At 66.9% G+C, this 12947-nt stretch carries 15 protein-coding genes; 6 read left to right on the top strand and 9 right to left on the bottom strand.

The genetic code is table 11. The annotated features are described in order from the left end of the window. Window position 1 precedes the first annotated feature (1 nt). Window positions 2–571, top strand: coding sequence for a hypothetical protein (locus VMT40_RS21765; protein WP_326360423.1), 570 nt, complete (start codon window positions 2–4; stop codon window positions 569–571). Window positions 572–649: 78 nt separating this feature from the next. Next, window positions 650–1081: a hypothetical protein gene (locus VMT40_RS21760; RefSeq protein WP_326360421.1), complete on the top strand. Its 432-nt coding sequence runs from the start codon at window positions 650–652 to the stop codon at window positions 1079–1081. Between the two features lie 39 nt (window positions 1082–1120). Here the strand turns inward: VMT40_RS21760 and VMT40_RS21755 are convergent, their stop codons facing one another. From VMT40_RS21755 to VMT40_RS21745, 3 genes are all read right to left on the bottom strand, one after another. Beyond that, window positions 1121–3151 (bottom strand): phosphocholine-specific phospholipase C, encoded by a 2031-nt coding sequence (locus VMT40_RS21755; RefSeq protein ID WP_326360419.1) that lies wholly within the window; start codon window positions 3149–3151, stop codon window positions 1121–1123. Between the two features lie 192 nt (window positions 3152–3343). After that, the gene (locus VMT40_RS21750) at window positions 3344–3664 is read right to left on the bottom strand and encodes a DMT family transporter (protein WP_326360417.1); all 321 of its coding nucleotides are present in this window, start codon (window positions 3662–3664) and stop codon (window positions 3344–3346) included. A 38-nt stretch (window positions 3665–3702) separates the two neighbouring features. Next, on the bottom strand, window positions 3703–4041 hold the full coding sequence (locus tag VMT40_RS21745) for a DMT family transporter (RefSeq protein WP_326360415.1): 339 nt from the start codon (window positions 4039–4041) through the stop codon (window positions 3703–3705). Window positions 4042–4155: 114 nt separating this feature from the next. Here VMT40_RS21745 and VMT40_RS21740 point away from each other — a divergent pair, with 114 nt between their 5' ends. After that, window positions 4156–4605: a MarR family winged helix-turn-helix transcriptional regulator gene (locus tag VMT40_RS21740; RefSeq protein WP_326360414.1), complete on the top strand. Its 450-nt coding sequence runs from the start codon at window positions 4156–4158 to the stop codon at window positions 4603–4605. Window positions 4606–4612: 7 nt separating this feature from the next. Here the strand turns inward: VMT40_RS21740 and VMT40_RS21735 are convergent, their stop codons facing one another. The 4 genes from VMT40_RS21735 to VMT40_RS21720 form a co-directional block, all read right to left on the bottom strand. Continuing rightward, window positions 4613–5170 carry an adenylate kinase gene (locus VMT40_RS21735; RefSeq protein ID WP_326360412.1) on the bottom strand — a complete coding sequence of 186 codons (558 nt, stop codon included), beginning with the start codon at window positions 5168–5170 and terminating at the stop codon, window positions 4613–4615. A 37-nt stretch (window positions 5171–5207) separates the two neighbouring features. Next, window positions 5208–6092, bottom strand: coding sequence for an alpha/beta fold hydrolase (locus VMT40_RS21730; protein WP_326360410.1), 885 nt, complete (start codon window positions 6090–6092; stop codon window positions 5208–5210). A 91-nt stretch (window positions 6093–6183) separates the two neighbouring features. Next, window positions 6184–6951, bottom strand: coding sequence for an SDR family NAD(P)-dependent oxidoreductase (locus VMT40_RS21725; RefSeq protein ID WP_326360409.1), 768 nt, complete (start codon window positions 6949–6951; stop codon window positions 6184–6186). A 202-nt stretch (window positions 6952–7153) separates the two neighbouring features. Further along, window positions 7154–8281: an NADH:flavin oxidoreductase gene (locus VMT40_RS21720; protein ID WP_326360407.1), complete on the bottom strand. Its 1128-nt coding sequence runs from the start codon at window positions 8279–8281 to the stop codon at window positions 7154–7156. A 111-nt stretch (window positions 8282–8392) separates the two neighbouring features. Here VMT40_RS21720 and VMT40_RS21715 point away from each other — a divergent pair, with 111 nt between their 5' ends. From VMT40_RS21715 to VMT40_RS21705, 3 genes are all read left to right on the top strand, one after another. Next, complete coding sequence (locus VMT40_RS21715) at window positions 8393–8833, top strand: MarR family winged helix-turn-helix transcriptional regulator (RefSeq protein ID WP_326360405.1); 441 nt, start codon at window positions 8393–8395, stop codon at window positions 8831–8833. A gap of 303 nt (window positions 8834–9136) precedes the next feature. After that, window positions 9137–10051, top strand: a complete 915-nt coding sequence (locus VMT40_RS21710) for an STAS domain-containing protein (RefSeq protein WP_326360403.1) — start codon at window positions 9137–9139, stop codon at window positions 10049–10051. A gap of 314 nt (window positions 10052–10365) precedes the next feature. Further along, on the top strand, window positions 10366–10875 hold the full coding sequence (locus VMT40_RS21705; protein ID WP_326360401.1) for a hypothetical protein: 510 nt from the start codon (window positions 10366–10368) through the stop codon (window positions 10873–10875). On the opposite strand, the gene cbiE is transcribed toward VMT40_RS21705, so the two are convergent. Together cbiE and VMT40_RS21695 are read right to left on the bottom strand one after the other, a co-directional pair. Then, window positions 10872–12131: a precorrin-6y C5,15-methyltransferase (decarboxylating) subunit CbiE gene (cbiE, locus tag VMT40_RS21700; protein WP_326360399.1), complete on the bottom strand. Its 1260-nt coding sequence runs from the start codon at window positions 12129–12131 to the stop codon at window positions 10872–10874. The two genes, VMT40_RS21705 and cbiE, sit on opposite strands and share 4 nt — an antisense overlap. Next, a complete protein-coding gene (locus tag VMT40_RS21695; protein ID WP_326360397.1) occupies window positions 12128–12889 on the bottom strand; it encodes an SDR family NAD(P)-dependent oxidoreductase in 762 nt (253 codons plus the stop codon). The genes cbiE and VMT40_RS21695 overlap by 4 nt, the downstream gene beginning before the upstream one ends. Window positions 12890–12947: the final 58 nt, after the last annotated feature.

The following is a 12947-nucleotide window of genomic DNA, read 5'->3' as shown; positions in this document are numbered from 1 at the left end:
CTTGACCGCCGAGGTGGTCGCGGGCGCGGTCGTCACCGGCGGCTTGGCGGTCGTCGGCTTCGGCTGTGTAGTCGGCTTCGGCTGTGTGGTGGGCTGGGCGGTAGTCGGCTTCGGCGTGGCGGGCTTGGGCGGTGCGGGCTTCGGCGCGGCCGTGGTCGTCGTCACCGGCTGCTGCGGGGCGGTGGCGGGGAAGCTCATCTGCTCGGGCTTGGACAGCGGCTTATTCGCCGGTGCGACAGGCGTATTGCAGCGAGGGCTCGTCGTGACTGGCGTCGTCGTCTTCGGCACGGTCGTCACCGGGGTCGGCGTGACGGTGGTGGTGACCGGGGTCGTCGTGGACGGTGGGGTGGTCGTCGACGGCGTCGTGGTGACCGGCGTGGTCGTGATCATCGGCGTGGTGGTCGTGACCGGTGTCGTCGTGGTGACCGGCGGAACCGTCGTCGTGCTCGTCGGAGTCGTGGTCGGCGTGGTGTCGGTGGTGCTCGGCGTGACGGTCACCGTGATCGTGTTCGCTGCAGCCGGATCCGTCGTGGTCGTAACGGGTGTCTCCGAAGTCGTTGCCACACTGTAGGAATCGGTCGGCATTCCAAGATTCGCGCTGGCGTTCACGCTGATCGACACGCTCGGCGCGCTGGAGGTGGACGTATCGGTGGTCGTGGTCACCGGGGTGTCCGTCGTCGTCACCGGAGTGTCGGTGGTCGTGACCGGCGTATCGGTCGCGGTCGTCCCGCCCGAGCCGTCATCGGTGGCCTGGTTCGCGCCGTCACCGGCGGTATCCTCGGGCACCGGCACATCGCTCGGCGTCTCCGACACATCGGCGACCTCGCTCACCTGCGTGGTCGAATCCAATTGCGTCGTCGTGTCTTCCGTGGTCGACGAGGACGCCTTGACATTGCCCACCTTGTCGTCGCCCCGCGATTCCACCGCGACCACGGCCGCGACCGTGAGCGTCAGCAGCGCGGTGACGGCCATGGCGCGCGGCAGGTGCCTCCCCAGATTCAGGCGGGGCTTTTCGATGAATGGCGTCTCGGTCGAGGCATTGCGCCCGAGTTCGTTCGTGTCCGACGGTTCCACCAGGTAGTGCTTTCTCTTCGCTGTGAGTTGTCCGGGCGATCGGCGGCTAGCCGCTGACGCTGGCCGCGCCCGTCTCGAGGTGTCCGGTAAACCGTTGTGACCAGGCCGAATCCGAGCTGACCGTGACGGTGAAGTCGTACCAGCCGTTGTTGTAGGCAATGGCGTTGAAGTAGTCGCTGACGGTCTTGCCCGCCGCCACCGCATACGTCCAGGGCCCGTCGGTGCGGTACTGGTTGGCCTTGATGGTGAAGGTGACCGAGGAGGTGCCCGAGTTCGTCATGGCGAACCAGATCGCGAGCTTGCCGGTATTGGGCGCGTTCGAATACGAGGTCGAGACGCCGACCGTCTTGCCCGCGGTGGTCACATTGCCCTGGAAGCGGCGCAGGAATCGATTGGGGCCCACCACGGTCAGGTCGTAGGCACCATTGCCGTAGCCGGTGCCCACCTCGTAGAAGTCGCTGGCGGTGCCGCCCGCGCCGATCGTGTACTGCCACGGCCCGCCACCGCGAAAGGCATTGGCGTAGGTCGAGAAATGCACCGCACGCGTCGCGGGTCCGCCGACATTGGCGAAATTGATCCAGGCGCGGGCCTCGCCGTTGGTGCCGAAGGTGTAGTGGTCAAGATAGGCGTTGGGCTGATACGGCAGCGCCCGTGCCTGCCGGGTGCCGGATTCGGGGGCGGGCAACGCATTCGAGGTCGGCTTCGGATTGGTTTGGGCCGAGCAGGTGGCCGGTCCGATCACGGCACTGGTGTCCGGCAGCGTCGGCAGTCCGTTCACCGGGGACGCGAAATTGAACATGCCGGTCAGGTCGCCGCACACCTGACGCCGCCAGGCGCTGATATTGGGGCAGACGGCCTTCTTGCCGAGGGCGGCGGTCCAGGTCTCCAGAAAGCGCAGCACCGAAGTGTGGTCCGACACTTCCGAACTCACCCAACCGCCGCGCGTCCACGGCGAGATGATGATCAACGGCACCCGGAAGCCCAGGCCGATGGGGACGCCATTGATGAATTCGTCGGCGGTCCCGGCGGGCGGCACCGGCGGCGGCACGTGGTCGAACAGTCCGTCGTTCTCGTCGTAGTTGAGGATCAGGACCGTCGAGTTGAAGACGTTCGGATCGGCGTTGAGCGCGTTGATCACATTGTGGATGAAGTGCGCGCCATCGTTCGGCGGGGCGTCGGGGTGTTCGGACGAGCCCTGATCGGGCACGATCCACGACACCTGCGGCAGCTTGCCGCCGACCACATCCGACTTCAGCGCGGCCACAATGTCATCCGGGGTCTTGCCGGTGGTCGCGGGCACCGAGCCCATGCCGTTGACCGCCAGCGGACTGCCGGGTGCGGCGTTCGTGAACTGGGTGAAGTAGGCGAGGGCGTTGTCGCCGTAGTTGTCGGCGGCGTTCTGGTACACCTTCCAGCTCACGCCCGCGGTCTGCAGCGCCTCGGCATAGGTCTGCCAGCGCAGGCCCGACTCGTCACCGCCATCATTGGCCGGTCCTCCTGCGGTCCCGGCCGGGTCGATCATGCCGCTCCAGTGGTAGGTGCGGTTGGGGCCGGTGGCGCTGAGCACCGAGCAGTGATAGGCGTCGTTGATGGTCCAGTTGTCGGCCAGCGCATAGTGAAACGGAATATCGCTGCGCCCTAGGTAACCCATGGTGCGCACGCTGCCCTTGGCCGACACCCAGGCGTCGAGATGCCCGTTGTTCCAGGCTCCGTGCTGATCGGCCCAGGCGTGCGGGAGGTCGCCGTCGCATTGGGCGGCGGTCTGGGCGGCCGAACCGCCCTTGCCGCTCAGCGCCCAAGGGTATTGCCGCCCAGTGCCATTGGGCTGGTTGAAGACGCTGTTGCCGCCCGACAGCAGGATCGTGGCCTTGTCGCCGAAGCCGCGCACGCCCTTGAGGGTGCCGAAATAGTGGTCGAACGAACGGTTTTCCTGCATGAGGATCACGACGTGTTTGACATCCGCGATCGTGCCGGTGGCGGCACTCGCGTTCGTGGGTGGCAACGAACCCGAGGCGGCCACACCGGCCGCCGCAGCAGCAGAGGCGCCGAGAAAGCTGCGGCGATTCAAAGGTGACAACACGTACTCCCGTTCCAGCGAAGATCGCCAAAACGGTGGCATCGCATCGTGTCCGACTTCCGGCCCGACTCTGACGCGAAGGTAAAGACTGTACTGCTACAGATGAATGCGGCATGAATCAACCGCTCGACCGTTACCGGAGGGACGCTCCCGAGAAGCGTCCCTCCCGCGGTTCAGGCTCCGGCGGCTGGTTCAGGCTCCGGCGGCAAGGCGCAGCACCAGCGCCCCGGCAATGATCGAGGCGAAGGCGACGATCTTCGGGGCGGTGATCTTCTCCTTGTAGATCAGCGCGCCCAGCACGACGGTGCCGATCGAGCCGATGCCGGTCCAAATCGTGTACCCGACACCGACATCCAGGGTGCGCAGGGCCAGACTCAGCGTGAAGATTCCGCCCGCGGCGGCCAGCAGGGTGAACACCGACGGCCACAGCCGAGTGAAGCCTTTGGTGGCATTGGTGCCCAGCGCGAAGGCGATTTCGAAGACCGCGGCGATCAGCAGGTAGATCCAGGACATGACGATGCTCCTCGAAACAGTTTCGGATGGAAGGGATTTCAGGCGGTCCGTGCGCCGGTGAGCTTGTCGGCGATCTTCAGGCCGAGCACTCCCCCGATGATGAGAATGAAGGCCAGCACCTTCGCGGGCGTCATGGCCTCGTGGAAGACGACCGAGCCGAACACCACGGTGCCGACCGAGCCGATGCCGGTCCACACCGTGTAGCCGACACCGACATCGAGAGACTTCAGCGCCAGGCTCAGGAAGAAGATGCCGCCCGCGGCCGCCGCGGCGGTCAGCAGCGACGGACCGAGGACGGTGAAGCCGTGGGTGGCATTGGTTGCCAGGGCGAAGACGACCTCGAAGACGGATGCGATGAGCAGGTAGACCCAAGCCATGGGTATCGATCTCCCCAGTAGTTGTATGTATGTGCAAGTACTTCGGACGTTGAAAAGCATGCATGTACAAGTAAACTTGTGTCAAGACCGAATCATCAGTTCGAGGAGTGATCGATGCCATCGCAGGTCAGCGCAGGGAAAGTCGGCACGGACTCGACAGTGTGGAACCGGATGCTGCTGTTGCACGCGCATGTGGAGAACCGACTGTCGACCGCGCTGCAGCGGCGGCACGGGCTGGGGCTGTCGGAGTATCGGGCGTTGAGCTTTCTGGATCAGGCCGAGAACGATGAGCTGCGGATGCAGGAGTTGGCCGACAAGCTCGGGCTCAATCAGAGTTCGGTCACGCGGCTGGTCGGTCGGTTGAACTCGGCGGAGTTCACGTATCGGGATCTGTGCCCGGATGACAAGCGCGGGGTGTACACGGTGATCACCGACGCGGGTCGCAGGCGGTATCAGGAGGCGAGCGCGACCTACAACGAAACGCTCAGTGCCGCACTCGACGAGGTGGCGGCGACCGATCCGGCCATTGCCGCCATTCTGGCCACGGCCCGCGAAACAGCCTGAGCCGCAATTACTTCGATAGCGCCGCGCGAATGCGCTGGAAGATCTCCTCGATCTCGCCGGTGCCGTCGATCGTGGCCACGATGCCGCGCTGTCGGTAGCGGGCGATGATCGGCGGAATGTTGGTGCGGTACAACGCCAGTCGCGATCGAACCACCTCGGGGTCGTCGTCGCGGCGGTGTTCGATTGCGAATCGGGCGGCGCAGCGTTGGAGGATGACCTCGTCGGCCACGTCCAGTTCGATCACTCGATCCAGGGGGCGGTCGGTGAGCAGTTCGTCGAGGGCTTCGGCCTGGGAGAGGGTGCGGGGGTAGCCGTCGAGGATGAAACCCTGTGCCGCGTCGGGCGCGGCCAGTCGTTCATCGAGCATCTTCAGCACGAGGTCGTCGGGCACGAGCCCGCCGGATTCGACCATGGGTGCGGCCTCGCGGCCCAGGGCGGTGCCGTCGCGCGCGGCCGCGCGTAGCAGTTCGCCGGTCGAGATGTGCGGGATGCCGAGCTCGTCCTTCAGCAGCTTCGCCTGGGTGCCCTTGCCCGAGCCATTGGGTCCCAGGATCACCAAACGCATGGGGGCACCTGCCATTTCGTCGCTCCCGGGGTCGTGGTCAGGACTGCTCGCCGCCCATCGAGGCGAGGATGTCGGCGGGGCGGTCGACGAACAGGAGATGCCCGGCTCCCGGCACAATATGCAGGCGGCCGTGCGGGAGCGCCGCGGCGAGGCGGTGGGCATCGTCGGCGGGGACATTGCCGTCGGCGTCGCCGTGCCAAACCTGCACGGGCACCGTCACATCCGTGAGGGCGAAGCCCCAGTCTCGGGTGAAGACCAGGCGGATGTCGGTGGCGAAACCGCGACTGCCCTGCTCGAAACTGCGGCGCAGGTTCTCCTCGAGTTTGGCGGTCAGCTCGGCATCGCCCTCGACGCGTTCGCGGTCCACGCTCGCCATCTGGGCGACCAGTCCCGCCACGCCCCGCTGTCTGCGGATCACCATCGACATTTCCATGGCCATGGGATGCACCAGAAACGGTATGCGCCGCAACACATTCAGCCCGCGCCGCCGTTTACGGGCCACCGGATCCAACTCGGCGGCATCGGCCTGCTCACCGGCAGGTGCGGGCGCGGACACCACGGCGACCCCCGTCACCCGCTCCGGCAGCCGCGCCGCGATGGCCAGCGCGTACGGCCCGCCACCGCTGACCCCGATGACACCGAACCGCTCGAACCCCAACCGATCCGCCAGCTCGACAACGGTGTCGACCCAATCGGCCACCCGCTCCCCCGCCGGTAGCGACGACTCCGCCATCCCCGGCCGATCCACCGCCACCACCCGCACCCCGGCGGCGGCCCCGGCTTCATCGAAAGCCTCACCCTCCAAATGTGTTCCGGGCACACCGTGGCAATACAGCACCGGCATTCCGTCTTCCGCACCGTACTCGGCGTAACTCACCCGGCAGTGCGGCAAAGCAATCGTTCGCGACGCGGCAGCACTCACCCGCACCACCCTAGGCGAAACCAGCCCCCAACAGGTCAAACAACGTCGTTCCACACCGACGGCCGACCCACCGTCATGCTGCCGAACGCGATCAGCGCGGAGCCATACGGAGGGCACCGTCCATCCGGACGGTCTCGCCGTTGAGGTAGTCGTGCTCGGTGATGTACTGCGCCAGCTGCGCGTACTCGTCCGGGCGACCCAGACGCGAGGGGAATGGGATTCCGGATTCGAGACCCTTGCGGACCTCCGGGGTGACATGGGCGAGCATCGGGGTGTCGACGGTTCCCGGAGCGATGGTGTTCACGCGAATTCCGAACTGCGCCAGGTCACGTGCGGCGGGAAGCGTCATCGCCGAGACGCCGCCCTTGGACGCCGAGTAGGCGATCTGCCCGATCTGACCCTCGAACGCCGCGACCGAGGCGGTGTTGATGATGACGCCGCGCGAACCGAACTCGTCGACCGGATCGGTCTTGGCGATGGCGTCGGCGGCCAGGCGCATCACATTGAACGTGCCCAGCAGATTGACCGTCAGGACAATGCGGAACAGCTCCAGATCGTGCGGGCCGTTCTTGGACAGGATGCGTCCCGCCCAGCCCACACCGGCGCAGTTGACGACAATGCGCAGCGGCACACCGGATTCCACGACGGTGGCGACCGCGGCGGCCACCTCGTCACCGCTGGTGACATCGGTCGGGATGAGGGTGACACCGGCGGGGACGCTGTCACCCGCACGCTCGATCGACTGGGCCAGATCCAGGCCGAAGACGGTCGCGCCCGCGTCGGCGAAGCGCTTGGCGGTAGCCGCACCCAGCCCGGACGCACCTCCGGTGACAATGGCGGCGGAGCCCGAAATCTCCACGGTGATTGGTCCTCTCGAACGGGACGGCCCACATGGCTCGTCGCGGTAGCGCCGGAATTTCTCCGGGCAGCCGATACGAAGCTAGTGAGCCCCCGCGTCGCAGACCATCGGCAAACAACAAAGATTCCGGGCACCGGGGCTGTGCACAATGACGAGAACCGATGCGCGGATCGTCCGATGTGTCACCGGACGACCCGCGGCGCTAGCTCAAGGTCTTCAGCGCCGCGGCGTCATACGGCTTCAGCTCGTCGATGCGTCCGTCGAGAACCTTGGCCGCCCACTCCGGATCCTGGAGCAGGGCGCGGCCGACGGCGACCAGATCGAATTCATCGCGTTCGAGGCGATCGAGGAGGTTGTCGAGGCTGCCGAGGGCGGCGCCCTCCCCGCTGAAGGCACGCAGGAAGTCGCCGTCGAGGCCGACGGAGCCGACGCTGATAGTCGTTGTGCCGGTGAGCTTCTTGGTCCATCCGGCCAGGTTCAGGTCCGAGCCCTCGAACTCCGGCAGCCAATAGCGGCGGGTGGAGGCGTGAAAAGCGTCCACACCGGCCGCGGCGAGCGGGGCCAGGATCGCCTCCAACTCCTGCGGCGTCTCGGCCAGGCGCGCGCTGTAGGCCTCCTGCTTCCACTGCGAGTAGCGGAAGATCACCGGGAAATCGGGCGAGACGACCGCCCGGACCGCGGCCACGATCTCGGCCGCGAACCGGGTCCGGGCCACGGAATCGCCACCGTAGGAATCGGTTCGGCGGTTGGTGCGCTCCCAGAGGAACTGGTCGAGCAGATAGCCGTGCGCGCCGTGCAATTCGACGCCGTCGAAGCCGATGCGCTCGGCGGCCGCGGCGGCGTCGGCGAACGCGCCGATGACATCGTCGAGATCGCCTCGGGTCATCGCCTTGCCTCGGCCTTCGGTGCCGTCCACGCGAATGCCCGAGGGGCCGACGGGCGGGGCGTCGGGGAAGGGCGCCTCGCCGGGATTGCGGACCATGCCGATGTGCCACAGCTGCGGCACGATGGTGCCGCCCGCGGCGTGCACGTCCGCGGCGACCTTGGCCCAGCCCGCCAACTGCTCCTCACCGTGGAACCGCGGCACCCGGTCGCTCTGCCCGGCCGACTCGTGGCCGACATAGGTGCCCTCGGTGACGATCAAGCCGACACCCGCGGCCGCGCGACGCGCGTAGTAGGACCGCACATCGTCACCGGGAACGCCGCCGGGAGAGAACATTCGGGTCATCGGAGCCATGACGATGCGATTCGGGACCGTCAGCCCATTGACCGTGATCGGCCGTGACAGCAGTCGGGCCGCGCGGGACGTGTCGGAAGCGGTGACGGTCACGGAATGCTCCTCGCAGTTACTTGCCAATGTCGATGGTTGAGAACTTCAAGCAATCCGACGCTAGCGGCAGATACTTGAGATAGTCAAGCATCTGCCGATAGGGTGGTTCTCATGCCAGCAGCTCCCGTCGACACCGCCCGGCTCATGGAGTTGCTCTCGCTCTCGCTCGGCGTCTTCTACGGCGACTTCACCCTCGCGGCCGCCAGCGAAAACCTCACCGCGAGCCAAGGCAAGGCACTGACCGTCCTGCGCCGCGGTCCCCTCGCCATGCGCGCCCTCGCCGACACCATGGCCTGCGACGCCTCCAATATCACCGGCATCATCAACCGCCTCGAGAAGCGCGGCCTCGTCCGCCGCGAAACCAGCCCCTCCGACCGCCGCGTCACCACCCTGGTCATCACCCCCGAGGGCGAACGGATCACCGACGCGATCCGCGCGAAAATGCACACCACCCACGAGGGCCTGAACAAACTCGACGACGACGACCGAGCCGCCCTCGCCACCCTCCTCGAACGAGCCTTCCTCCTCCACCCGCCCTCCGGTAATCAGTAGGGCGCTGAACCATATTCGGCAGACCGTTCACCCGGTTGTGCGCGTCCCACCCGCGTCGTCCACCTGACGCCGCGTTCAAAAGCTCCCGTACCGTGTGGTTTGCCCGCTCTGGGCGGCGGGGATTTCGGCGCGAATCGCGCGAGTTTGCTCGCACATGTGGTGTGGACGGTGAAATCGCAGTACGGTTTGCTCGGTTCGAGATCACCGGGTCGAAAAAGCGGACGGTGGATCTCCTGGCGATAAACCGTCGCGGCAATTGGTTTCGATAACTAGCGGTTGCCGTGATTGGAAAGGGCATAGGTAATGACTGCCGGAACTCCCGTCCGCCCGAACAACTCCGAGGCCGTCCCCGATCCCGACGGCACAGCGGGCCTGCGGCCCGGTACGGCGCTACTACCCGAATTGGTCCAGCATCTGCGGCAGAACCGCACGGCACTGCGGGAGAAGTGGGCGCGGCGGATCACCGACGCCCGGCTGCTGACGGCCATGTCCTCCGAGGAGATATTCTCCGAAGCCACCACCGTCTACGACAACTATGTCGAGGTGCTGGAAACCGGTAGCGTGGAAGCGCTGCAAAACTATGCGCGCAATCTCTCCGAGCGCATCATCCCCCGCGGCGTGGAAACCGATGAGGTGCTCGGTATCGTGCTGCTCCTGCGAGACGTTCTCGCCCGCAGCCTTTTCGAGAAATACCAATCCGACTTCGATTTGCTGAACCGGATTCTCGACGCCTACGAGCCCGCCGCCAACCGGATTGCCAATACCGTGGGCGTCAGCTTCGTCGAGGAGCGCGAGCGCATCATCCGCCAGCAGCAGGAGGCCATTCGGGAGCTGTCCACGCCGGTGCTGCAGGTGCGCGAGCAACTGCTGATCCTGCCGATCATCGGCGTGCTCGACGGCCAGCGCGCCCGCCAGCTCACCGAACAGCTACTCAGCGCCATTCGCGGCAATCGCGCCAAGGTGGTCGTCATCGACATCACCGGTGTCCCGACCATCGACTCCACGGTCGCCAATCACCTGGTCCAGACCGTCGACGCGTCCGGTCTCATGGGCGCGAGCGTGATCATTACTGGACTGTCCTCCGAGATCGCCCTGACCCTGGTCGCGATCGGGCTGGACCTGTCCAAAATGAATGCTGTCGGCGACCTGCAGGGCGGCATCGAAGAGGCCGAGCGACTTCTCGGCTACGAGGTGACGCGCACCACCGACGTCGTCTAGCGCGGCCACCCTGTCCCGCACCCTCCTGACCAGTGTCGTTGCCGAAGCGTACGAATATCTGGACTATCGAAGGGGACCGACTCGCGTCGGTCGAGAAGTGTTGGGGCAGGGTGGCCGCCGGTGCGCTTGTGGCGAAACTCAGTGGGCCACCATGTGTGTCGTGCATGCGCCCGGTGTTGGGCCGGACACACGGTGAGAAGGTCGCGTCGCCTCGTGAGCGAATACACAGCAACCGCTGTGCGGGTATGACTCCCGGTTCGCTCCGCGCCCGACACCGAGCCAGTTTGGATTTCGGCACGGAAGGATCGCAGGCGATGACGGACCTCATGATCGACCCCGCGGCGGCGCGCACCCAGTTCGCCCGCTCGACGCCGCAACCCGCACCAGCCCCTCGGCAACTGTCGGCGGCGGCCGCGATGTGGCAGGAGGCCAAGACCGTTCTGGTCACCCGGGTCGTCGGACCGGGACAACTGGTGACCGTGCCGCGACTGGTGGTGCCGATCGGCGACAATGGGATCGCCTTCCGGACCTCCTCCTACTCCGCCGAATCCGAGCAGCTCGCCCACGACGGGCGGGTGCTGGTGCAGCCCGGCGACTGGCGAGGCAATCCCGTCGTCGGGTCGCGGCAGTTGCAGGGCCACGCGCGGCTGATCAGCGCCGGGACCCTCGTGCCGCGGGTGCAGGCCGAGATCGAGGCCAAGTACCGGTGGCGGATGTCGTTCGCCAAGATGGCGCACCGCATGGCCAACGGGTCGGCCCCGTACGGCAATCTTGTCGTGCTGGTGACGGTGTTCGAGCCCGGTCCGCTCGCGCTGCCGTATTAGCGGTGCGACGGTTTGGGTTGCGGCGGTACCGGTTTCACCACCGACCACTGGGTGACCGGGAGCTGCGGACGGAACGTGGTGAATCCGCCCAGCGGCTCGGCGCGGTAGATCTGGAAGCGACGCAACGCACCGCCGTGGCGTTCGGCCAGACTCAGCAGCAGGGCATCGGAATCGGCCGTGACCGCGCTCGCGACCAGACGGCCGCCGGGGCGCAGCCGCTGCCAGCAGGCGTCGAACATGCCCTCCTGGGTGAGCCCACCGCCGATGAAAATCGCGTCCGGCGTGGGAGTTTCCGCGAACGACCCGGGTGCGGGACCGCGCACCTCGACCTGCGGGACGCCCAGGCTCATGGCATTCTCGGCAATCTGCTTGCGGCGGGACTCGATTCGTTCGAAGGCGATGGCGCGGCAGGCGGGGTTCGTGCGGCACCATTCGATGGCGATGGTGCCCGAACCGCCACCGACATCCCACAGCAGCTCCCCCGGCGCGGGGGCGAGCGCGGACAGGGTGAGGGCGCGCACCTCGGACTTGGTGAGCTGGCCGTCACCGCCGTACGCCGCGTCGGGTAGGCCCGGAATTCGGGTGAGCCGCTGGGCTCGAGGATCGGCGACGCAGTCGATGGCGACGATGTTGAGGGCGTCGCCGAGCGAATGGTCCCAGTGCGCGGCGACGCCGGTCAGGAGGCGTTCACTCGGCCCGCCCAGCTGCTCCAGCACGGTCACTGTGGAGTTGCCGAAGCCATTGTGCGCCAACAGGTTCGTCAACTGCCCGGGAGTGTGCTCGTCGGAGCTGAGCACGAGAACCCTACGCCCGTCCGCCAATTCCGGGAGCACCGTCTCCACAGGTCGCCCGACGGCGCTCACGACCGGTGTCTCATGGAGCGCCCACCCCAGCCGCGCGCACGCCAGCGACACCGACGAAGGCTGCGGGAACACGCGAAGCGCCTGCGCGCCAACCAGTTTCGTGAGCGTGGTGCCGATGCCGAAGAACATCGGATCGCCGCTGGCCAGCACGCCGAGCCGTCGCCCGGCATACCGTTCGAGCAGCCCCGGTAGCGCGGGCACCAGCGGCGACGGCCACGACACCAGCTCGGCACGCGTCTCGTCCTCGGGTATCAACGCCAATTGTCGTGCGGAGCCGAACAATACCTCGCACGCCGCGATCTCGCGACGGGCGGGGCCGCCCAGCCCGTCCCAGCCGTCGGCCCCGATCCCGATCACCGGAATCGGGGTCGACGGCAGTGGAGTGTCGATCATCGCGGCATCCGACGCCACAGCGAGTACGGCACATAGCGCATGGCCAGGAACATCAAGCGAATCCGGCGCGGCACCGCCACATCTCGCGCCCGCCGATACAGTCCGGCCACCACGGCGTCGGCCACTTGATCGGGGGTGCTGGACAGCGGAGCCGGTTCCATTCCGGCCGTCATGCGCCCGATCACGAAACCCGACCGGACCATGAGCAGATGAACTCCGCTGCCGTGCAAGGCCATCTGCAACCCGGTCGCGAATCCATCCAAACCCGTCTTGGCCGACCCGTACACGTAGTTCGCGCGCCGCACCCGGACACCGGCGATCGAGCTGAACACCACGATCTGGCCGTCACCCTGTTCCCGCAGTAGATTCGCGAGCGCGGTGAGCACGCTGACCTGGGCGACATAGTCGGTCGTCACGATCTCGACCGCGTGCGCCGGATCCGCCTCGGCCCGCGCCTGATCGCCCAGAATCCCGAACGCCACCACCGCGACCCCGATGCGTCCGTGCTCGGCGACGATCTTCTCCAGCAGCGGCTGATGACTCGCCATATCGTCGGCGTCGAACTCCACGCAGTGCACCGCCGCCGCCTCGGCGATGAGCAGCTCGCGCGTCTGCTCCTGTAACTGGTCGCTGCGGCGCGCGGCCAGAATCACCACCCGGCCGGGCGACAGCCGCCGCGCCACTTCCAACCCGATCTCACTGCGCCCACCCAGCACCAGCACGACGCCCTTGTCGACGTCCCGCGATCCGAAACCCATGGCGGACAGTTTGCCACCACGGCACCGCCGTCCGGTGCGTCCGCGTCCGGATTGCTAG

It is taken from the genome of Nocardia sp. CDC160, assembly GCF_035818795.1.
In the GTDB taxonomy this organism is placed as follows: domain Bacteria; phylum Actinomycetota; class Actinomycetes; order Mycobacteriales; family Mycobacteriaceae; genus Nocardia.
This window is presented reverse-complemented; position numbering and strand designations above follow the sequence as displayed.

Bases quoted from the DNA above. Each gene is read 5' to 3' on its own strand.
- VMT40_RS21750 (WP_326360417.1), bottom strand. From the start codon at position 3,664: ATGTCCTGGATCTACCTGCTGATCGCCGCGGTCTTCGAAATCGCCTTC.
- VMT40_RS21745 (WP_326360415.1), bottom strand. From the start codon at position 4,041: ATGGCTTGGGTCTACCTGCTCATCGCATCCGTCTTCGAGGTCGTCTTC.
- VMT40_RS21740 (WP_326360414.1), top strand. From the start codon at position 4,156: ATGCCATCGCAGGTCAGCGCAGGGAAAGTCGGCACGGACTCGACAGTG.
- VMT40_RS21735 (WP_326360412.1), bottom strand. From the start codon at position 5,170: ATGCGTTTGGTGATCCTGGGACCCAATGGCTCGGGCAAGGGCACCCAG.
- VMT40_RS21715 (WP_326360405.1), top strand. From the start codon at position 8,393: ATGCCAGCAGCTCCCGTCGACACCGCCCGGCTCATGGAGTTGCTCTCG.
- VMT40_RS21710 (WP_326360403.1), top strand. From the start codon at position 9,137: ATGACTGCCGGAACTCCCGTCCGCCCGAACAACTCCGAGGCCGTCCCC.
- VMT40_RS21705 (WP_326360401.1), top strand. From the start codon at position 10,366: ATGACGGACCTCATGATCGACCCCGCGGCGGCGCGCACCCAGTTCGCC.
- cbiE (WP_326360399.1), bottom strand. From the start codon at position 12,131: ATGATCGACACTCCACTGCCGTCGACCCCGATTCCGGTGATCGGGATC.
- VMT40_RS21695 (WP_326360397.1), bottom strand. From the start codon at position 12,889: ATGGGTTTCGGATCGCGGGACGTCGACAAGGGCGTCGTGCTGGTGCTG.